This is a genomic window from Corynebacterium sp. HMSC064E07, from assembly GCF_001815745.1.
In the GTDB taxonomy this organism is placed as follows: Bacteria; Actinomycetota; Actinomycetes; order Mycobacteriales; family Mycobacteriaceae; genus Corynebacterium; species Corynebacterium jeikeium_D.
In genome coordinates, this window is the sequence record NZ_KV821793.1 from 24,866 (window position 1) to 44,386 (window position 19,521).

General features: G+C 58.9%; 17 protein-coding genes. 6 read left to right on the plus strand and 11 right to left on the minus strand.

What is annotated here, in order from left to right; all coding sequences use genetic code 11:
• Window positions 1-31: 31 nt before the first annotated feature.
• On the minus strand, window positions 32-1,435 hold the full coding sequence (locus tag HMPREF3053_RS00120; protein ID WP_371449874.1) for an LCP family protein: 1,404 nt from the start codon (window positions 1,433-1,435) through the stop codon (window positions 32-34).
• 131 nt (window positions 1,436-1,566) lie between these two features.
• Between HMPREF3053_RS00120 and HMPREF3053_RS00125 the strand changes: the two genes are divergently transcribed.
• Complete coding sequence (locus HMPREF3053_RS00125) at window positions 1,567-2,376, plus strand: fructosamine kinase family protein (protein WP_070767081.1); 810 nt, start codon at window positions 1,567-1,569, stop codon at window positions 2,374-2,376.
• Here HMPREF3053_RS00125 and HMPREF3053_RS00130 read toward each other — a convergent pair.
• The gene (locus tag HMPREF3053_RS00130) at window positions 2,373-3,761 is read right to left on the minus strand and encodes an amidase (protein WP_070767082.1); all 1,389 of its coding nucleotides are present in this window, start codon (window positions 3,759-3,761) and stop codon (window positions 2,373-2,375) included. The two genes, HMPREF3053_RS00125 and HMPREF3053_RS00130, sit on opposite strands and share 4 nt — an antisense overlap.
• Before the next feature lie 33 nt (window positions 3,762-3,794).
• On the opposite strand from HMPREF3053_RS00130, the gene pheA reads away from it, so the two are divergent.
• Together pheA and HMPREF3053_RS00140 are read left to right on the plus strand one after the other, a co-directional pair.
• Window positions 3,795-4,730 (plus strand): prephenate dehydratase, encoded by a 936-nt coding sequence (gene pheA, locus HMPREF3053_RS00135; RefSeq protein WP_048731254.1) that lies wholly within the window; start codon window positions 3,795-3,797, stop codon window positions 4,728-4,730.
• A 3-nt stretch (window positions 4,731-4,733) separates the two neighbouring features.
• Entirely contained in the window at window positions 4,734-5,525 is a 792-nt protein-coding gene (locus HMPREF3053_RS00140) for a histidine phosphatase family protein (RefSeq protein WP_070767083.1), read from the plus strand.
• Between the two features lie 35 nt (window positions 5,526-5,560).
• On the opposite strand, the gene HMPREF3053_RS00145 is transcribed toward HMPREF3053_RS00140, so the two are convergent.
• The 3 genes from HMPREF3053_RS00145 to HMPREF3053_RS00155 form a co-directional block, all read right to left on the minus strand.
• The gene (locus HMPREF3053_RS00145) at window positions 5,561-6,106 is read right to left on the minus strand and encodes a DUF1707 SHOCT-like domain-containing protein (protein ID WP_065419891.1); all 546 of its coding nucleotides are present in this window, start codon (window positions 6,104-6,106) and stop codon (window positions 5,561-5,563) included.
• A 75-nt stretch (window positions 6,107-6,181) separates the two neighbouring features.
• On the minus strand, window positions 6,182-6,526 hold the full coding sequence (locus HMPREF3053_RS00150; RefSeq protein WP_016421667.1) for a metallopeptidase family protein: 345 nt from the start codon (window positions 6,524-6,526) through the stop codon (window positions 6,182-6,184).
• Between the two features lie 47 nt (window positions 6,527-6,573).
• The gene (locus tag HMPREF3053_RS00155) at window positions 6,574-7,827 is read right to left on the minus strand and encodes a septum formation family protein (protein WP_246819351.1); all 1,254 of its coding nucleotides are present in this window, start codon (window positions 7,825-7,827) and stop codon (window positions 6,574-6,576) included.
• 194 nt (window positions 7,828-8,021) lie between these two features.
• On the opposite strand from HMPREF3053_RS00155, the gene HMPREF3053_RS00160 reads away from it, so the two are divergent.
• Window positions 8,022-8,672, plus strand: a complete 651-nt coding sequence (locus HMPREF3053_RS00160; RefSeq protein WP_016421665.1) for a LysE family translocator — start codon at window positions 8,022-8,024, stop codon at window positions 8,670-8,672.
• A 47-nt stretch (window positions 8,673-8,719) separates the two neighbouring features.
• Window positions 8,720-9,991 (plus strand): serine--tRNA ligase, encoded by a 1,272-nt coding sequence (gene serS / locus HMPREF3053_RS00165; RefSeq protein ID WP_070767085.1) that lies wholly within the window; start codon window positions 8,720-8,722, stop codon window positions 9,989-9,991.
• 321 nt (window positions 9,992-10,312) lie between these two features.
• Here serS and HMPREF3053_RS00170 read toward each other — a convergent pair whose 3' ends face one another.
• From HMPREF3053_RS00170 to HMPREF3053_RS00195, 6 genes are all read right to left on the minus strand, one after another.
• Window positions 10,313-11,155, minus strand: coding sequence for a DUF5808 domain-containing protein (locus tag HMPREF3053_RS00170; RefSeq protein ID WP_070767086.1), 843 nt, complete (start codon window positions 11,153-11,155; stop codon window positions 10,313-10,315).
• Complete coding sequence (locus HMPREF3053_RS00175) at window positions 11,152-11,487, minus strand: PadR family transcriptional regulator (RefSeq protein ID WP_049190945.1); 336 nt, start codon at window positions 11,485-11,487, stop codon at window positions 11,152-11,154. Before HMPREF3053_RS00175 ends, HMPREF3053_RS00170 begins: the two co-directional genes overlap by 4 nt.
• A 254-nt stretch (window positions 11,488-11,741) precedes the next feature.
• Window positions 11,742-12,914, minus strand: a complete 1,173-nt coding sequence (locus HMPREF3053_RS00180; protein WP_070767087.1) for an alpha/beta hydrolase — start codon at window positions 12,912-12,914, stop codon at window positions 11,742-11,744.
• Between the two features lie 142 nt (window positions 12,915-13,056).
• Window positions 13,057-14,613, minus strand: coding sequence for a glycerol kinase GlpK (glpK, locus tag HMPREF3053_RS00185; protein WP_070437295.1), 1,557 nt, complete (start codon window positions 14,611-14,613; stop codon window positions 13,057-13,059).
• 84 nt (window positions 14,614-14,697) lie between these two features.
• On the minus strand, window positions 14,698-15,447 hold the full coding sequence (locus HMPREF3053_RS00190; RefSeq protein ID WP_187401458.1) for an MIP/aquaporin family protein: 750 nt from the start codon (window positions 15,445-15,447) through the stop codon (window positions 14,698-14,700).
• Window positions 15,448-15,698: 251 nt separating this feature from the next.
• Window positions 15,699-17,435, minus strand: coding sequence for a glycerol-3-phosphate dehydrogenase/oxidase (locus HMPREF3053_RS00195; RefSeq protein WP_016421655.1), 1,737 nt, complete (start codon window positions 17,433-17,435; stop codon window positions 15,699-15,701).
• A gap of 430 nt (window positions 17,436-17,865) precedes the next feature.
• Between HMPREF3053_RS00195 and HMPREF3053_RS00200 the strand changes: the two genes are divergently transcribed.
• On the plus strand, window positions 17,866-19,515 hold the full coding sequence (locus tag HMPREF3053_RS00200) for a 1-acyl-sn-glycerol-3-phosphate acyltransferase (protein ID WP_049171833.1): 1,650 nt from the start codon (window positions 17,866-17,868) through the stop codon (window positions 19,513-19,515).
• Window positions 19,516-19,521 lie beyond the last annotated feature (6 nt).

Consider the following 19,521-nt stretch of genomic DNA (forward strand, 5'->3'; position numbering starts at 1 on the left):
TTATCTGAAGCAGTTTTAGCTACTCTCTTGGCTATCTCAGCTCCGCAAAAAGTGTTGGCGCTTCGATTTCGTCCCAGAGCAGCACATTGCCCGCATAACCGGTATCCATGGCGCCTGAGGTGGGCACGGTAAGAGAATCGGAACCGAAGAGCATGCGCAACATCAGCCAGGTCAGATGCCAGACGTGGTCACCATCGCCGACGAGCACGGCCTTAGTGCCAGCATTGGCCAGGCGAATCCAGCGGTAGGGGTTGAGCCATACCGCAGGTGACTTCAGCCGTCCCATCAGCGCACTCATGAATTCACGCTGCCGCTCTACGCGGTCCAAGTCTCCCTGGGCGGTAGCACGCGTGCGCACGTAACCCAGGGCACTCGCGCCATCGAATTTCTGGCAACCGGCCTGAATATTCAGGCCTGCCAGCGGGTCGTCGATGGCTTCTTCAGGGCACATTTCGATGCCACCGACAGCGTCGACGACACCGGCGAAACCGCCAAAGCCAATTTCGGCGTAGTGGTCGATGTGAATTCCAGTGTTTTTCTCTACGGTGTCGATGAGCAACTGGGGGCCACCAAATGCGAATGCCGCATTGATCTTGTTTTTGTCATTGCCCGGGATATCCACGAAGGAGTCACGCGGGATACTGACCAACTTCGGCTTACCGAACACCGGAATGTGGGCAATCATGATGGTGTCTGTGCGCTGGCCGAAATCACCACTGCCCGTCGATAGCTTGGCGGCATCTTCCTCTGACAAGCCCGTACGAGAGTCCGAACCGACGAGCAACCAGTTGGAGGACATCGTATTGGCAGGGCGATTTGCCAGACCGGAGAACGCATCGACCCTGGTCAGGCGGATGTCGACAAGTGCCATTGTGACGACAAGGAAGATGACGAGAAGCAGGATGATGGATTTAAAGCGCAAGCGTGGCAGTCGCAAGCGTGGCATGCGGAACCCAGACCTGACGCCGGCGCCGCCACGACTGCCACGGCGTCCACCACGGCCAGAACTCGCTGCTTGTGGGGCACTGTAGTAGTCCTGTGACGAGCCGTGCGAGGAAGATTGGAAATCCGCATCCGGGTTATATCCGGGCGGGGGAAACCGCGGATCGCTGCCAGCGCGTCCGCTACCGGCCCGGTTCACCGGTGGACGGGACTCAATGCGCGTTTCGTTCAGTGGCGCCTGCCGACGTTCCGGTTGCGGCCTAGACCTGCGCGGAGGCATAGGCGCTGGGCGGGCTGCCCCTGCCCTAGATGGGCGGTCGGAACGGGGCGGGATGGGGCGTCGTGAAGCGCCACGCGAATCGGCCTCACGGGGGCCGGCATGCTTCGGCGACGCCTCGTCCACACGGCGGTAGATGGGGCGGCCATAGCGATCTTTAAGCGGCCTACCGTATCGGTCGCGGGCAATGCGCGAGTCGTCGAAGTTGCCTTCCATACCAATAAATAATAGGCAACGACAGTGGACTAAGAGAACCGAGACAGCAATACAAGTCTTGGTAGCGCTGGCGTTACCCTGCATGCGACGTGCTGAAAGGGGTTGGGAACGAAGAAGAATATGCTGGAAATATGTCCGCAATGAACCAGAACAACGAACGTGCACTCAACGAGTCGGATGTTTATGTCAAGAGCCGACATGGTGTTCCTAGGGACTTCTTCGCCTGTGAGGCGGCGGGGTTGGGTTGGCTGCGCGAGGGCGAACCTGACGGCGGTGCGCGCGTAGTGGATGTGCTGGGCGTGAGCGGGCATGCGCTGAAATTGCGTCGAATTGAGTCGACGGCGCCGAATCCACAGGCAGCGTACGAGTTCGGAAAATCGTTGGCCATTACCCACAATCTGGGCGCTGCTGGCTGGGGTGCCGGCCCCGATGGGTGGGAGGGGCACGGCTACTTCGGTCCACTGGATCAGCCCCTGCAGATGGACCTGACTCCACGGGAGAGCTTCGGTGAATACTGGGCGAAAGGGCGTCTGCTGCCCACACTGGGAAAGTTGGAAAGCTCCTACAATAACCGTCAGCTAGATATCTTTGACCAGCTCATTGACCGGCTCTTGGCTGGAGGTTTCGACAACGAGCCAGACGCTGCGCGTGTCCACGGTGACCTGTGGTGGGGAAACCTCATGTGGGATGCAGACGGCGCGATCTTGATTGACCCCGCAGCGCACGGCGGAGCCCGCGAGGAAGACCTGGCACTGCTGGCGCTATTCGGGGCAACGCACTTTGACGAGATCTTGCGAGGCTACGAATCCGTACATCCCCTGCCGGATTTCGCCGAGAGCTGCGAACTCCATCAGCTCTACGCCGTGCTTATGCACGCGGTGCTATTTGGTGGCGGATACGCCGGACAGGCAGCGGCAATGGCGGCGAAGTACGTGCGCTAGTTGGCGTTAGCAGCCTCCAGCACGCTAGCCATCTCCAGTAGCTCTGCCTCGCCGCAGCGCACCGCACCGATATTGACGCTGGTGGCGGGGAGCTTCGCATTGGGCGTGCTGCCGCTAGTTCCCGGCACAGCAATTGGCACGGACACGCTTGCCCACCCAGTCAGATTCCACAGCGACAACCACGGTGTCCACCGGGTTTGCTCGTCAAAGTCCTCCCACGGCGCCAACGCAGAGAAATGCCCAATACGCGGCGGATCAAACGCCAGCGTTGGCGTAATCACCGCATCGACTTCCCAACGTGACCGAATCGCGCCGGGCAGAGCCATCCGCTGCTGATGTGTCGCCGTCGCCTCCGCTGCGGAAATCTCCTGGCCACAGGCTCGAATCCACTGCACAATCTCGGAGTAGTCCGCGCGCGGCAATTTCGTGGCCATTCGCGTGATGGTCCGTCGAAAAATCTCGAACACGTCCGGACCTGCCGGATCATAGGGGCTGGGCACTTCCACCACGTCGTACCCGGCGTCGGCAAGACGGTCAGCCGCCGCCCACGCACCGTTTGCCCAGCGCTTATCGACGTCCACCTCAGCATGAAAAGGGCTGACAGTGACACCGATGCGAAGGGGGCGCTGGGAACGTCGGAAAACATGCGGGGTTGAGGAAAGTGGCACCCCGGCCAGCAGTGCTGCGTCATCGACTGTGCGAGTGAGGAAGGCGGGCGTGGAGAGATTTCCACCCGCAATATCATGTGCTGGCTTCAACCCAACGAGGCCACAGCAGGCGGCAGGCACGCGGATGGAACCGCCGCCGTCAGAGCCCAAAGCTGCGGGAACGACACCAGTCGCGACAGCCACCGCGCTGCCGCCCGAGGAACCACCGGGAGTGCGTGGCGTGGTATCCGGCTGATTGGACAGCTGATTGGGCGCGGCGAAGTAGGGGTTTTCCGGAGCCGTGTAGCCAATCGGCTCGGTGTAGGCCGTCATCCCGACCTCGGAGGTATGCGTCGTCGCCGTGAGGACCGCGCCGCGAGCCAGCAGTTTCGCCACGGGTTCCGAGGTTTCGGTGGCGGTGAAAGCCAAGTTGGTCGAGCCCATCGTGCATTCGACACCAGCGATGGTGAATAGGTCCTTGATTGCCACTGGCAGACCCAGGAGGTCACGCGGGAGACCGTGGCTAGCGCGCCGGGCGGGTTCGGATCCGGCAGTGAGGCTGCGCGCGCGGTCGACAGCGTGCTCGGCCAAGGACGTGGCAATACCGAAACGGGCGGGATAGGTCGCGGCGTCGTCGGCAAGCGTGGCGAATTCCGAAACGATTTCCGATACCGAGATTGCGCCACTGCGCACGGCTTCAGTGAGGGCGCGGGCGGGCATCTCGGAAGAAGAGGTCATGCAATAAGTGTAGAAGCCCTCTAATCTGAGCTTATGACGACGGTTACTTATTTGGGTCCTGCGGGCACATTCACCGAGCAGGCGCTGTGGGACATGGCGCGTGCCGGCGAGATTGATCCGGCAGGGGAATCCGCGGTCAATGCGGTGCCGGTGGATAGCCCCGCGGCTGCGCTTGGAGCCGTGCGACGAGGGGAAGCGGACTTTGCCTGCGTGGCTATCGAAAGCAGCGTGGACGGTCCCGTCACACCAACTTTTGATGCCCTCGCCGCTGGGCCAGAGCTGCAGGTTTTTCGCGAAACCGAGGTCGGGGTGGTGTTCTCTATCCTGGTCCGTCCCGGTACGACGGCGGAACAGGTGCGTACTTTTACGACACATCCCGTAGCGTATCCGCAGGTCAAACAGTGGGTGGACGCCAACCTTCCGGGCGTGGAAGTTCACCAGGCCAGCTCCAATGCGGCGGCGGCCCACCAGGTCGCCGAGGGCACGCACGACGCTTGCGCTGCCCCTGCCCGCGCGGGTGAACTGCTCGGACTTGATGCGCTGGCCACTGAAGTCGCCGACGTGCGCGGCGCCCGCACTCGTTTCCTGCTGGTGGGGCGCCCCGGCGTGCCGACGCCACGCACCGGCGCCGACCGCACCTCGGTCTCCTTCACGCTGCGGAACCAGCCCGGCACACTAATGCGTGCCATGAATGAGTTCGCAGTGCGACAGGTCAACCTCACCCGCATCGAGTCACGGCCGACACGCGAGCTCTTCGGCCTCTACCGCTTCTACATCGACTGCAACGGCCACGTTGATGATGCACAGGTTGCCGCGGCTCTCGCAGCACTGCACGAATACGCCGAAGACCTGCGCTATCTGGGATCTTGGCCGGTCGCTGAGGGCGGTCGCCGCAGCATTATGACGCCGCCACCGGACATTTCCCAGTCAATTGAGTGGGTCGACGCGCTTAAGGAAGGACGAAGGTAAAACATGACACCCGCCGCGCCCGAAAATCCAGTTGGACAGCTGCCTTTCCTCGATGACCGTCCAGACCGCCCTGAATCTGTCATGCCGGTTGATTCCCAGCGCATCATTTTCATCCGCCACGGGCAGACCACCGGCAACATCAACCGCCGTCTGGATACCGCATTGCCGGGCGCACCGCTCACCGACCTCGGTGTGAGGCAGGCGCGCAGTCTGGGACGTCTTTTGCTTCCCGACGTGCACAGAATCGGTGACATCGTCACATCCCATGCCCTGCGTGCCCGCCAGACTGGTGCAGGCGCGGTCGCGAGTTTGCACCACCTGGGAGAGACGTCTGTTCGCATCCGCCATGAGGGTGGCCTCCACGAGATTCAGGCCGGTGACCTGGAGGGGCGCAATGATCGCGATGCGCACATGGAGTACATGCGCGCCTTCTACCAGTGGCTCAATGGGGAGCTGGAGCACCGACTTCCCGGCGGTGAATCCGGTGCTGACGTGCTGAATCGCTACCTGCCGACGCTACAGCAGCTGCTGGAGCAGACAGGAGCGACAGGTGGTGAATCCAAGGAGTCCAAGGAGGACGGCAGCAAGGATGTCGTCATTGTCAGCCACGGCGCGGCTATTCGTCTGATTGGGCAGTATCTGACCGGGGCGGATCCGGAATACGCACTGCGACACCGCATTGCCAATACCGAGCGAATCGAGCTGGTTCCGAGCGCAGCGACCGTCGGCAAGCGTGCCGGCATTGAACCGGGCACGTGGGATGTGCGTCGCTGGGGCGACAGCGAGTTGCCTTAGACAGGCAGCTGGGCGGCGACTGTCACCGCTGGCCGTTATTGCTGGCCTTCCTGAATCTCGCGGCGCTTCTGAGCTGCCAGGCGTAGGCGTTCCGTGCGACGCTTGGATTCCTCTTCGTTGATTTCGTTGAGGAGCTCTTCTTCGTCATTGTTGATGTTCAAGGCGGCGCGTCCAATGAGGGCAACGGCCGCAGCGGCGACGAAGCCGAACCACGCGTTGTCGATATCGGTGAATAGCATCAGAACGATAGAGACACATACGATGATGCCTGCAGCAGAGTCAACAATGTTGAGCTGGCGGCCCTTTTTCATCAGAGTCTGCAGCTCTTGGTCGACACTTTGGTGCTGCGGTTTAGCCGGGGTGCCCTGTGAACTCTCGGGAGGTGACTCAGCGGGCAGGTCTGCGAAGAGTGTTTGTAGTTGGGAGCGGGTTTTAGCGACTGCGGCAGCTTCAGTGCGCTTGGAAAACTCATTGATATCCAAGTAGCCGTCAGCGAAATGATTGCCGAGACGCTCCATGGCAGCGTTGCGCTCCCTATCGCCGACCCTGATTTCTGGCTTCTCGCTCGAGTTGTCGCTCATGATTATTAAGGTTACAAGGAAGAAAGCTGCCGTGAAGAAGCCGAGAGGAACGAGACCTCGCAGGGCGGGACACACTTATCCGTAGCCGAGACGGTCCAGATCCTCCTCCTCGAGGCCGAAATAATGCCCGATTTCATGCAGGAGAGTGACCCGAATCTGCTCCACCAGCTCCTCTTCGGTGTGGCTGATGCGGCAGAGCATGTCGCGATACAAGCTGATTTGGTCAGGCGGACCCCAGTGGTTGTTAGAACGCTCGGTCAGAGGTATGCCCTCGTAGAGGCCCAGCAGTGTGGGTTCGTCGAGGTTATACGGGTGGACCTGGATGATGACCTGATCGAGCTGGTCGAGAAACTGCGTGGGGATGCGGTCGATGGCCTCATCGACAAGTGCATCGAACCGCTCCGGGCTAACGTCAACCATTTATGGTGCTGCCTCGCAATGTCCTCTTGTTTTACTGGCCGATTGTTCTACTGTTCGGCGGGAGCGACTGCGTTATCCGCAGCGCCTGCTCCTGCGCCAGGACCGTCGGCACCGACCTCACCGACGTCACCTGTGCCAGCGCCAGCGCCAGCGTCACCCTGCTCCTCCCGCAGCGGATTGCGCGGTGGCGGAGCTACGGGCGGCTGGCCGTCGATAGTGAAGGACTCGTTAGCGTGGCCGTTGAGAGTGGAGAACCCGCCCTGGCCATTGTCCTTAATCAACCAGCAGTTCACACTGCGCGAGCCGGCATTGAGCGACTCCTGCGACAGTGATGTCCAAAATGGCAGCAGCGTGGAGTTATACAGCGGGTCGTCACCGCCGAGGTAATTCTGCGCGAGAGTCACACACTGTTCCGCGAGCACATCATTTTGCTCCTGGTCAGTGGGGACGTTGTCACCGAAATGGTCGCGGAGATTGACAACTCCCGTCGACTCCATCAGGTGATCTTCCACGCACGGCACCTGGCGGATGGCGCCGTTTTCGTCCAATGTCACGCAGCGGCCGCCCTCGAACACGCGGGACTGGTCCTGCCCGGCCGCAGGACCGGACATGTGCGCCGTGTTGCCGTCTTCATCGACGACCTGGATACCGCACAGGAAGGTTCGATCACCCTTTTCCCACTGGCTAGGCGAAGGAATGATTGGCGCCGTGATAAATCGACCGTCCGGATCGTACTGGCCGCCCAGGTATTCAGTCACGGTGTTGCGACACACGCCATTTTGCAGAGCCACCAAATTGTCCGCTGTCGGGTAGTTGGCAGTTTTTGCGTATTGCCCCGGATGTTCCTCGTAGTCGGCGAGGTTCAGTTTCTTGGCGACCTCATAAGCGTGTGGCTGCTCACAGGGCACGACGCGGAAGTCAGAAACATTCAAATCTTCTGCCAGATTCCAGTCCAGACAGTTGCCCGCGGTTGCGCTGGTGAACGCCGTCGTCTCCTTGTCAACGATGGTCGTCGTTGTCGACGATGACGCGCTTGCCGACGAGCCCTTGCCCCCAAGTGGCCCACTCGGTGGCTCGATGACTCCCGCTTGCAGCGCGAATGCCATTCCCGCGGCGCCGACCAGCATTGCCGTCGACAAAGCGCGCATTCCCCAGCTTCCACGCGAGTTACGGGAAGCGTTGGCATCGTTGCTGGCTGCGGAGGATGCACCAGCGCTGGCATCTGCGCCAGTACCTGCACCGGAGTCAGTGTCTGTGGCGGCAGCGTGCTCGCGATTCTGGTTCATATTGTCATCAGCCATAGTGACCCCATTGTGCACCGCCAATGAGCCTGTGGACAAGGTAACGCTAAAAGCGACAACGCTGCCATGAGCGTTGATGCCGTTGCAGGGAGCTCAGTCATCGACGCTCTGCCCGAGTTTGCGGTCCAAATTTGCTCAAGAGCTTCAAGCACTACAATAGTCCGGTATTTGTTCGCTACCCGAGGACACGAGTCTTGACCTGGACTGCACTACTCAGCCTGCTGGGCGTCCACATTATTGGTATGGCCTCACCAGGGCCTGACGTCTTCTTAATCCTGCGCCTTGCCACCAAATCCCGAAAGCACGCCATCGCAGCGGTTGCGGGTATCAGTACTGGCGCCACTATCTGGATGACCCTCACAGTTTTTGGGTTCGCAGCTGTCATCACCGCCAATCCTTTGCTGATGGGCGTAATCCAGCTCGTTGGTGGCTGTTATCTCATTTACATGGGTATCAGTATGGCCAAGGCAGGCATCAATACCCTCCGCGAACTGCGCGCCGGTGCCGCACCAGCCTTGGGAAGTGAGGCGCTCCGGTCACCGAAGGCGACGTTCCGCCAGGGTTTTTTCACAAACATGTCGAACCCGAAGATTGTTCTCTTCCTCGCGGCAGTGCTTTCACAGTTCATTCCCGCAGGCGCATCCGTGGGGACGCTTGTGCTTTGTACGTTGGTGCTAATCGTCTCCCAAATCGCTTTCTTCCTATTTATCGCAATCGTGGTGTCGACGGATGCCGTCGTCAAGCGAATGGTGCTGGCAGGGCCGTGGATTGACACTGTCGCCGGCGTGATCTTCCTCGTCCTCGGCGCGCTGCTGGTCGCCTCAGGAGCGGAAGCGGCACTCTAGCAAGCCTTGTGCCTGCTTGCCGACGTAAACCAGGTACTCTAGGGGACGTGATTGATCTCAAATTTCTCCGCGAAAACCCTGAAGTAGCCCGCGAGTCCCAGCGCACCCGTGGTGAGGACCCGGCATTGGTCGATCAGCTGCTGGAAGCTGACGCTAAGCGCCGTGAGGTTATTGCCTCCACCGACGCGCTGCGTTCAGAGCAGAAGGGCTTCGGCAAGAAGATTGGTCAGGCGTCGAAGGAAGAGCGCCCGGCCATGCTGGAGAAGGCCAAGGAGCTTTCCGACGCCGTGAAGGCAGCCGAAGCGGAGCAGAAGGAAGCCGAGGCTGAGGTCGAGCGCCTGCAGTACCTGATTGGCAACATCGTTACGGGTGCGCCCGCCGGCGGCGAAGATGACTTTGTCGTGCTGGAGGAAATCGGTGAGATTCCACAGTTCGACTTTGAGCCCAAAGATCACCTGGACCTCGGTGAGTCGCTGGGTCTTATTGATATGGAGCGTGGCGTCAAGGTCTCCGGTTCCCGCTTCTACTTCCTGACCGGTTACGGTGCCATGCTGCAGTTGGCCATGATGAACCTGGCTGCTCAGAAGGCAACTCAGAATGGCTTCCAGCTGATGGTGCCGCCGGTGCTGGTTCGTCCGGAGACCATGTCGGGTACTGGCTTCCTCGGTGCGCACTCCGATGAGATCTACTACCTGCAGGAAGATGACCTCTACCTGGTCGGTACCTCGGAAGTCGCGCTGGCCGGCTACCACTCCAACGAGATTATTGACCTGTCGGAGGGGCCGCGTCGCTACGCTGGTTGGTCTTCCTGTTTCCGTCGTGAAGCGGGCTCTTACGGCAAGGACACCCGCGGTATCCTGCGTGTGCACCAGTTCGACAAGCTGGAGATGTTCTCCTACTGTCCGCCGGAGCAGGCGGAGGCAGAGCACCAGAAGCTGCTGAACATGGAGCGCGAGATGCTGGCCGCGGTCGATGTTCCGTACCGCATCATCGATGTTGCTGGTGGCGACCTGGGTGCATCCGCTTCCCGCAAGTTCGATACCGAGGCGTGGGTGCCGACGCAGAACACTTACCGCGAGTTGACCTCGACTTCGAACTGCACGACTTTCCAGGCTCGTCGTTTGAAGACCCGCTACCGCGATGCCGATGGCAAGTCACAGTACTGCGCCACCCTAAATGGCACGCTGGCCACGACGCGTTGGCTGGTCGCCATTCTGGAAAACCACCAGCAGGCCGATGGTTCTGTGGTGATTCCGGAGGCGCTGCGTCCGTTCATGATGGGCAAGGAAGTTCTCGAGCCGGTTAAGCGAGCCGGTTAAGCAGGTGCGGCCCCGCCCCAGTTCATCCGCGACTTCACGACACCTATGTCACCTCATGCCACCTCCACAGCTGGCACGAGGTGACATAGGTGTCGTGAAGTGGCTTTTTTCAGGCGTGACTTGTTTAGCTGCGCTAAAAAATTAATTGGGGGATTGAGAAGGTAAAAACACCAGGAAGGTTGAGAGTAGAAACACAACCGAAAACACAACTGAACCAGGGGGATAGCCTCACTCGAGGTGGTAGAGGTTGTGTACAACATTCGGGATTACAGCAATTTTGCTGATGTGTCTTTCACCTGCTGATGTATCCTGCACCGTGATTTAAGCTGCTCCAGCTTTCTTCCACGCAGCCTTCAGCCCAGCTCGGAGGGGCAGGACGAGGCAGGCAGACGAAGCCGCGACCGATGCCACGGCAACACCAGCTTGGACTAATGCCGGATTGGTCTTGGAGTTTTCTTCCGTGAGGACTCCGATCAGCTGAGATGGTGCAATTGTGCTTGCGAGCGCGCCTAGGGACGCAACACGCAGAGTATCTTCGCGGTCATCTGCCTTGAGCAGCGAAGCAGCTGAAAATCCAGCTCCGACCGTAGAAACCACGAAGGGAAGAAGCAGAGTTTCCTTCGGTGCTGTCTTCTGAACTGCCTCGCCGTTTAGCTTCCATTTCGTGTGGACTTCTGCAGGCAACTGCTTCCAGGACATAGCCAGTGCGACGCCGTGCGCAACCGTCACGGCCGCGGGGAGAAGAGCGGTCGCCTGCAGTGCGCGAGCTGGAATTTCAGAGATAACCTCACCGTCAATATCGTCCGGTCGGACAATTCCCAGCTTGGTGGCTACTGCAGCCCAATTGATAGACCAGCCAAAACCCAACAGGTGAGGTTGGAGGATTCGTGGGTCGTCCATGTTCCACAGGGAAGCGCGACCGCTTTTGGTAAATACCCGAAGCGGTTTGGAGAGGTACCTGCGAAAGGTGCTTGGTTCACCAACTTGTTCGGCTACGCAATTTGCGTAGTCGGTTGCCGTTCCCAGCTCTTCGGTCAGGTCCGCGTGGACGTCGTTAAGCTCTTGCAGAAGACTCTCCTGCTCGGCGATGATCGCCTTGCGTTGTGCGTGCGATATGCCGATTTCGCGCAGTTTGCGGTCAATGGCAGTGAGGTAGGTGTTCATTGGGGCTCCTCGGAAAATAGTGCGGTCATGTCGGCGGATAGGTCGATGAAGTCCTGATGCAGTTGCGTGAGTGTTTGCTTTCCTTTGGCTGTCAGTGAGTAGTACTTGCGCGGCGGCCCTTTGGGGGATTCCTCCCAGCGATTGCTAATCAAGCCGTTGGTGGTCAGCCGCGAGAGTAGGGGGTAGACGGTTCCCGCGGGCGCGCTGAGGTGGGGGTAGGCGTTGAGCTTTGCGACGAGTGCCGCGCCATAGAGCTCTTCGCGAGAAATCAGCTTGAGAATGGCGAGCTCAAGTACCCCTTTCTTCAGTTGTGTCTGTGGACGTTTGGGCATAGCGTTGTGCTTTCTTTCCGGCGGTAGAAGGAAGTTGTTTGAGCATAATGCTTTTCATACCTAGTACCTTGTAATGCCAACTATACTCCCGGTAGTTTGTATTGCCAAGTACTGAACGCCTATACAGCTGGCAGAGAACAGGGCAAAGAAAATGGGGGCAATTGTCAGAAGACAATCGCCCCCATTCCACCGGGTTAGCTCTATGAAGAACTCGTAACTGTTAGGAAGCAGCTCGGTTCCTATTTAGCGTTCAATTAGATGCGCGCATCAAGCCAGGCAATAGCCGTCGCAATGGCCTCATGCTGTGCCGGCTCATTGAAGGTCTCGTGGAACTGGCCTTCGAACTCGATCAGCTGCTTGTCGGTGGACGAGATACCGTTGTACCAGTCACGCGAGAAGAACGGCGGCACAATCTCATCCTGGCCACCCATCATGACCAGGGTCGGCTCAACGAAGTCGACGGAGTTGGTGCCGTTGTAGGTAGCGGCAAACGCCATCTGCTGTCCCATGCCGAGCGAAAGCTTGGAGTTGTTGTACGGATCAGTGCCGTATTCATCACGCACTGCCTGGGAAGAAGAGGTTTTCGCACCCAGCGGGTTGCCAACCTGAATCAGGTCAGTGCCCGGCAGCGATGGGACGCGCATCTCGGCACGGTTCGGTACTTCCTTGAGCATGCGCGTGTTGAAAGTAGTCATGTCCTGGAACGGCAGACGCTGGTAAATCGTCGGCTGTGCTTCGCGCTGGACATCGGTCATGGCTTCTGGGGTGATGGTTTCGCCCTTGTCTGTGCCGCCGTAGGGGTTGAACAGAGCGCCACCGCCGTTGGCGACGATGCCGTCGACACTGCCCGGGTACTTGATGCCGTGGAAGTCCACAGCAAGACCGCCCATGGAGTGGCCGAGCAGGAAGGTCTTCGTGCTCGGGTTCTCCGCCTTGGCCTTCTCTACAAGCATGTGCAGGTCATCGACAAGCGAGTGGAAATCATCGATGTGGCCACGAGCAACTGGAGTGCCTTCAACCTGACCCGTGTGGCCGTGACCGCGGTGATCGAGGCGGTAGACGTTGTAGCCGGCGTTCAGAAGCTTGCCGGTTACCCACTCGTAGCGACCCAGGTGCTCTGCAGCGCCATGCACGACGACGACAGTGGCCTTGGCGTTCGGAATGGTGTTGGACTTCCAGTAAATCTGGGTGCCCTTGCCATCCTGTGAGGTCATGTAGCCGTCGGTGACCGTCACGTGGCGTCCGTCAACTGTAGTGGTCGGCGCCGGGGTAGTTGGCAGTTCGACCATTGCAGTGGACTGCGGGTCAGGGGTTGGCTCCAGCGGGTTCTTGATGAAGTCCGTTGGGGCTGCTGATGCTGCCGGGGTGGCCAGTGCCAAAGTCAGGGCGGTGGTCACACTCGCAGTGAAAATCGATGCGCGACGCATGATTGCTCTTTTCTATTTTCAATCGAGGAGTGGATGGTAGTGATAATAATTTTATTATAACAAACAAGCCCTGAATTTATAATAAAAATGGCTCGGAAAACCGAATCGGTTTTCCGAGCCATTTTTAGGCTCTTACGAGGGCTTATTCAGGCTTCGGTGCCTCCTCAGCATCGGTATCCTCGACCCAGCCGTAGGTGCGTTCAACGGCACGGTTCCACTGGTGGAACAGGCGATCGCGCTCTTCGGCCTCCATCTTCGGACGCCACTTCTTGTCAATCGTGATGTGGGCCTTGACCTCATCCAAGCTCGACCAGAAGCCAACGCCCAGACCTGCACCATATGCAGCGCCGAGAGCAGTGGTTTCAATGTTGTTCGGGCGCGTGACAGTGACATCTAGGATGTCGGACTGGAACTGCATGAGGAACTCGTTCATGGTCATGCCGCCATCAACGCTCAGCGTCGTGATGTCCGTGCCGGATTCTGCGACCATGGCATCGAGAACCTCACGGGTCTGGTACGCAGCAGCCTCCAGCACAGCGCGGGAGATGTGGTTGCGGTTAACGAAGCGAGTCAGGCCGACGATGACGCCACGGGCGTCCGGCTGCCAACGAGGAGCGAAGAGACCGGAGAATGCCGGCACGATGTACACGCCACCGTTGTCCTTGACACTCTTTGCTTTGTTCTCGATGGAAGCGGCATTTGGAATCATTTGCAGCTCGTCACGCAGCCACTGAACAAGTGCGCCGCCCATGGAGACAGAGCCTTCGAGAGCGTAGACCGGCTTCTCACCCTCGACCTGGTAGCAGACGGTGGAGATGAGGCCGTGCTCGGACCACTTCGGGTTCTCGCCGGTATTCATCAGCATGAACAGGCCAGTGCCGTAGGTGTTCTTGGTGTCGCCCTCGCCGAAGCAGCCCTGGCCGAACATGGCGGCCTGCTGGTCGCCGAGAATACCTGTAATGGGCAGGCCGGACAGCGCATCGCGGGCGCGAACGCGGCCGAAGTCGCCTACCGACGGGCGGATGTCCGGCAGCATCGACATTGGAATGCCAATCTCACGGCAAATGTCCTCATCCCACTCGAGGGTCTTGAGGTCCATCAGGAGAGTACGGGATGCGTTAGTGACGTCCGTTGCGTGAACTGCAGATTCGCCGTTGTCGCCCTCTGCGCCGCCGGTGAGATTCCACAGCAGCCAGGTGTCGATAGTGCCGAAGAGTAGGTCGCCAGCCTCAGCCTTTTCGCGAGCGCCCTCGACGTTGTCGAGAATCCAGCGTACCTTTGGTCCAGCCGGGTAGGAGTTGATACGCAGGCCCGTGGTCTCACGCCAGCGGTCCGCGCCTTCATCCCCCATGAGCTCCTTACAGATGGTGTTCGTGCGGGTGTCCTGCCAGACGATGGCGTTGTAGACCGGTTCACCAGTGTTCTTGTCCCAGACGACAGTGGTTTCGCGCTGGTTGGTGATACCGATTGCCTCAATGTCCTGGGAGGAGATGTCGCCATCAGCGAGAGCTTCACTGACTACGCGACGGGTGTTGGTCCAAATTTCCTGGGCATCGTGCTCGACCCAGCCCTCTTCCGGGAAGATCTGCTTGTGCTCCATCTGGGCGACAGTGACGATCTCTGCGTCATGGTTGAAGATGATGCAGCGGGTGGAAGTAGTTCCCTGGTCAATGGCGAGGACATATTTGCTGTGCATCATGGGGGATACTCCTAGCGAAATTGTGTGTAAATGTGAGTTTTCGGACTTGCGCTATTTTATTGTGCGATTACTCTCATATTCCCGTTATCCGATGGCAAAGGCAAGAGCGCCTGCAGCCACGGCTGCCAGCATCGGTGCGACAATCGGAACCCATGCATAGGCCCAGTTCGCATCGCCCTTGCCCTTAATCGGGAGCACGAAAGCGTAGGCCAAACGCGGGCCGAGGTCACGAACAGGGTTGATGGCGTATCCGGTCGGGGAACCAAGGGAAAGACCAATCGACACAATGATGAACGAGACACCGAAGTAGGTCAGCGGGCCAAGTTCGCCGCCGGCTGGGCCGAACAGGATGAATGCGAGCAGAACGAAGGTCGCGATGAACTCGGTGACGGCATTCCAAAAGTTATTTGGGTGAACCGGCGCGGTGAAGAAGTTGCCGCCAGTTTCGGCATTCGCATTGGTTGGGTTGCCGTTTTCGTCGACACCATTGGCGTCGAACAGCTGCTTAAAAGCGGCCCATGCCAGGATTGCACCTACGAATGCGCCCAACAGCTGACCTGCAACATAGTACGGAACCAGGTCCCATCCCAGGCTGCCCTTGATGGCCAGGGCAACGGTTACCGCAGGGTTCAAGTGCCCACCGGATACGTCGGCAATAGATGCACCAGCGAAAACAGCCATACCCCAGCCGAAGGCAATGCCCAACCAGCCTGCATTTGCAGCGCGGGTTGTCCGGAGGTTGATAGAAGCACAGACTCCGTTACCGAGGAGGATTAGAATGGCGGTTCCGAAAAACTCCCAGAGGAATGCCTGGGATCCTGTGATTGTCTCCATGAGATGTAGAAACTCTCTGTGAGTCGTGACCGGGCGAGGTCACGATGAATCTTGCAACGTAAATTCTTTGGGTATAAGAAATGCCGGCGAGAACTGATTCTTTTCGCCGGCACTTTTATTTCGAGCCCATTAGCCCCTTGAAGTGCGAAGCCGTTTTCCCAAGAGGGAAAGCTATTTCGTTGTGGCTACAGCGTTGGTGGCCATCTAAGAACTAGCTCGTACGGCCACCGGGGGGGAGGGGAGGGGGCAAACTAGCGGTCGAGGCTGACATCGACGTCCGCGCGAGTCTCCACTGCATGAGCAGCAATCTCGTTAGCGGCCTTGTCAGTCAGCTCACGTTCAGCTGCCAGAGTTGCTTCGACACGCTCGATGAAGACCTTAATCTCCTTCTCCATCGTGTCCTTGTCCCAACCCAGAGCTGGGGCAACCAGTTCAGCGGTGGCCCGGGCGCTGTCGACACCGCGGTGTGCGTACTCCATGGAGACACGCAGGCGGCGCTCCAGGATGTCGTCGAGGTGCATTGCGCCTTCGTGAGTCACGGCGTAGAGAACCTCAGCGCGCATGTACTGCTCAGCAGCCTCCAGCGGCTCGAGCAGGGACTTGTCCTCGGCTGTCGGAGCCAGAACCTCGTAGATGAGGGAGCCGTAACGGTTGAGCAGGTGCTCGACCTGCTTCTCGGTGATACCGAACTGCTTGGCCAGGGCTGGCTTCTGGTTGTTCAGTGCGTGGTAGCCGTCAGCGCCGAGCAGCGGGACATCTGCAGTGACGGACTCCGGTACCTTGCGGGGGACGTCCTGGACTGCAGCGTCGATGGTGTCAGCACCGATGACGCGGTAGGTGGTGTACTTACCGCCTGCGACGGAAACCATGCCCGGGGCAACGTGGGCAACAGCGTGGTTGCGGGAGAGGTTGGTGGTGGAGTCAGAGTCGCCTTCCACCAGTGGCCGCAGACCCGAGTAGACACCGACGATGTCGTCGTAAGTAATTGGACGGCGAACCTTGGCGTTGACGTGATCGAGGATGTAGTCGATGTCAGCGCGGGTAGCTGCCGGGTTGGCCAAATTCATGGTCCAGTCGGTGTCGGTGGTACCGATAATCCAGTATTCACCCCACGGGATAACGAACAGGACGGACTTCTCGGTCACGAAGGTCATTGCCACCGAGCCCTCAAGAGCGGACTTCGGAATAACAATGTGGACACCCTTGGAGGTGTGGACGCGGAACTTGCCCGTGACGCCAGCCAGCTTCTCAATCTCATCGGACCAAATACCGGTGGCATTGACGAAAACGCTGCCGCGGATGGTGGTGGTGGCGCCGGTGTCGGTGTCAAGGAGCTTCGCGCCGACGATGCGCTCGCCTTCCTTCACGAAGTCGACAACCTGAGTGGAGGTGCGGACATCAGCGCCGAAGTGAGCAGCGGTGCGCAGGACAGTCATGGTGTGACGGGCATCGTCAACCAGGGTGTCGTAGTAGCGAACGCCGCCAACCACGGCATCTTCCTTCAGGCCCGGAGCCTGCTTCAGGGTTCCCTTGCGGGAGTAGTGCTTCTGCATTGGAACCTGCTTGGCGCCACCCATGACGTCGTAAAGGAAGAAGCCCGATGCCATGAACGGGCGCTCCCACACGCGGTGGGTCAGCGGGAAGACGAAGCGCAGTGGCTTAACCAGGTGCGGTGCCAGGTGCGACATGGACAGTTCGCGCTCGCGCAGGGATTCAGCTACCAGGCGGAAGTCCAACATCTGCAGGTAGCGCAGACCGCCGTGGAACATCTTGGAGGAGCGGCTGGAGGTACCGCCTGCGAAGTCACGAGTTTCAATGACCGCAGTCTTCAAACCACGGGTTGCGGCATCGAGTGCAGCGCCAGCGCCTACAGAACCGCCGCCGATAATGACGACGTCGTATTGCTCGGTACCGAATTTCTCCCAGGTCTTTTCATGCTGTTCCTTATTTAGAACTGCAGATGGGGCGAGAGATGAAGAGGACGACATTTTCCAATCCTTCCCGGTGGGGGCGTTGATTTTTCGTCGAAGAGAATTTCTCGGCTCACGGCTCAGGGTACCAAAAATCGGCTTACTTGTAAGCGGTAACTTACGGTTACGTAGATATAAACAATGGGTCAAAAAGCCAAGAAAACCCGCCCCAAAATGTTGTCTGGTTTTCCGCAGGTAGATAGGTATGTTAATAGAGGTTTACTACTTTTGGAATGAATGCCCACCAGCGGAGCGCACCCCATAACGGGGGTGGTAAAAGCGACTATGGGGTGTACCGGGACTGTATGACAGGTGCGCAGTACGCGCAAGGGGGATGTACCTGGTTTTTACACATAGATCTGGGCCTGTAACGACATTTATTCATGGGTCTCAGATACCAGTACATATCGCCCCGCTAAGGGGTGCGAAAGATTGTAGAGTAAAGGCCATGTTCAAGGATCCTGTGTACTTAACGATTATCGGATTGGCGCGCACCGTCTTCTTTGCCCAAGGTTTGAAGTTCACCGTTAAGGGCTGGGAAAACGTGCCGAAAGACTCTGGCGCCGTTCTCGTTACTAACCACACCGGATACATGGACTTCACCTATGTCGGTCTTCCATTCCGCAAGCATCGTCGTTTTGTCCGTTTTATGGCGAAGAAGGAAGTTTTCGACCATTCGATTGCAGGCCCAATCATGCGTGCTTGTAAGCACATTCCGGTCGACCGCACCGACGGCTCCAAGTCTTTCGAAGAGGCCTGCGCAAAGCTGGAAAACGACGAGTTGGTAGGCATCTTCCCGGAGTCGACTATCTCGCGCAGCTTTGAAGTCAAGAATCTGAAGTCGGGTGCGGTGCGTATGGCGCAGCGCACCGGCAAGCCCATCATCCCAGTGCTGATTGTGGGATCCCAGCGCGTGTGGACGAAGGGGCACCCCAAGCATCTCGGTCGCAGTAATACTCCGATTCATATTACGGTTTTGCCGCCGTGGACCCCGGAGGGCGATCCGGCAGAGGCCACCGAAAAGCTACACGAAATCATGGATCAGGGTGTCCGTCAGCTCTGGGACGAGTACGCAGCTGAAGAAGGTCCGCTGCCGAAGGGCGCCTACTGGGTACCGGCTCGCCTTGGCGGCGGCGCACCGACTTTCGAAGAGGCCCAGGCAGAGGACCTGAAAGTCGAAGAAGAGCGTCAGCGTATCCGTCATTTGCGCGGTGACCTGGCCGCATTCAAGGAAAAGCTAGCCGAGTCGGCACGTGAATTTGGCGATAGTGCGCGTGAGTTCGGCGATCAGACCAGGCAGCAGTTCCTCGATGCCTCGCAAACGATGAGCGCGGAGTCTGCTCGCCGAAGGGAACAGACGACCGCCTTGTTGGCGCAGTTCCGTCAGTCTGTGGAACAGATGGCTGATGATGTTGTCGCCGGTGCTAAGGAGAGCAAGGAGTCCGTGCGTACGGCCACGGATTCGATGCGCGTGACCTTCCGCGAAGCGTACGTGCAACTAGAGAAGGCCTCCGCCTCCGGTGTCGAACAGACGCAGCAGACCGTTTACCGTCTTATCGGCCAGTCGATGATGATCCGCGACAAGCTTCCACAGCGCTTGAACAGGCTCATCACCGCTCAGCCGGAGACGTTCATCTTCGATTACCCCGCATCGCTTGCCGACGACGCGGGCAATATCAGCGAAGAAAACATGAAGGCCTTGCAGCAGCTCGGCGATGCCGGAGCCACAATCGTTGTTCTGCACGAACCGGGAGATAAGCCGAATCTATCGGCTTTGGAGTCGGTTGACCTGCAGGTCGTGGAACTCCCGGAGGGCGCCAGCAAACTGGACGTCACAAATGCGGTGGTTAGCACGCTGCGCAAGCAGGCTCGCAAGGAAGAAACCGCGATTCTTTTTGCCGGTCGCTCGAACTTTGAGGAAGCCACACAGCGTGTCGGCATGCCGGTAGTTATGGCCGATGCGGACTGGTCCCTGCTGAAGAACGCGGATTGGGTAATCGACACGGTCGAGCATGGGGGAGTAGCCGCAACGCTGCAGTTGTTGCACGACCGGTTCTGCGATGACGGTGAAGATGACAACAGTGAGGACGGCAAGTAGTTCGAA